This is a genomic window from Salipiger sp. HF18 (assembly GCF_011806505.1).
Taxonomy (GTDB): domain Bacteria; phylum Pseudomonadota; class Alphaproteobacteria; order Rhodobacterales; family Rhodobacteraceae; genus Salipiger; species Salipiger thiooxidans.
Genome location: NZ_JAATOS010000845.1, coordinates 1 through 996 on the forward strand (window position 1 = coordinate 1; position 996 = coordinate 996).

Consider the following 996-nt stretch of genomic DNA (forward strand, 5'->3'; position numbering starts at 1 on the left):
CGATGGCCTGCTTCTCGGCCGCACCGGGGGCGCCGCCGGGGGGGGAGGGGGCCGCGCCCGCCGCTGTGGGCGCAGGCGCGGCGGCCGGGGCGGCGCCGAGGATCCGCGCCACGTCCTCGGCGGGCATGGTGACCTCGGCGACGTGGCCGGCGCCGAGGTTGGCGTGGAAGCTGTGGGCCACCGGCGCCGTGGGGACATAGGTGAAGAACCCGTCGGCGTCGGTGCGGGTGCGGCCCAGCTCGGTGCCGTCGGGGCCGGTGACGACGACTTCGGTGTCTGCGGCCATGTCGCCGTTCGAGAAGCCGAGCTCGCCCTCGATGGCCTCGCCCGAGGGGAAGACCCCGGCGATGACCTTGTGGGCGGCGGCGGGCAGGGGGGCGCAGGCCAGCGCCGCGATCAGGAGGAGGCGTCTCATGCGGCGATCCCCCGGACGAAGAGCTCGGGCTTCACCTTGCGTGCCAGCAGCACCGCAAAGCCGGTGAGCACCGCCTCGATCGCCATGACGGGGATGTGGGCGAAGAACACCAGCTTCGCGGCGGGCAGGAAGCCCTCGCCCGAGAGCGCCAGCGCGGCAGCCACCATGGCGGTGGTGCCGGCGATGGCGAAGGCGCCGCCGAGGCCGCCCCAGACCGCGCCCTGCACCGGCGTGCCGCGGCCGATCAGCCGGCCGAAGAGCAGCCACGCCAGCACCGCGGGCAGCGCGATGTTGAGCGTGTTGACCCCCAGCACCGTGAGCCCGCCGAAGCCGAAGAACACCGCCTGCAGCAGCAGCCCGACGAAGAGCGCCGGGAAGGCGGCCCAGCCGAGCAGAAGCCCGGCCAGACCGTTGAGGATGAGGTGCACCGAGGACGGCCCGATGGGCACGTGGATCAGCGATGCGACGAAGAAGCTGGCCGACAGCACCCCGGCGGTGGGGATGCGGTCGAGGTCGAGGGTTTTCAGCCCGAGGGCGATGCCCCCGGCGGCGGCGACGGCGCCGCCGATCACCACCGGGTT

The 996-nt window shown here is 74.3% G+C and carries 2 protein-coding genes; both read right to left on the reverse strand.

Annotated features, from left to right (window positions below; genetic code table 11):
• A partial coding sequence (locus HC022_RS27455) for a cobalt ABC transporter permease (protein ID WP_254885292.1) occupies positions 1-415 on the reverse strand: 415 nt, incomplete at its 3' end.
• Positions 412-996 (reverse strand): cobalt transporter CbiM (gene cbiM, locus HC022_RS27460; protein WP_167454483.1); only part of this gene is annotated, 585 nt, incomplete at its 5' end. The genes cbiM and HC022_RS27455, both read right to left, overlap by 4 nt.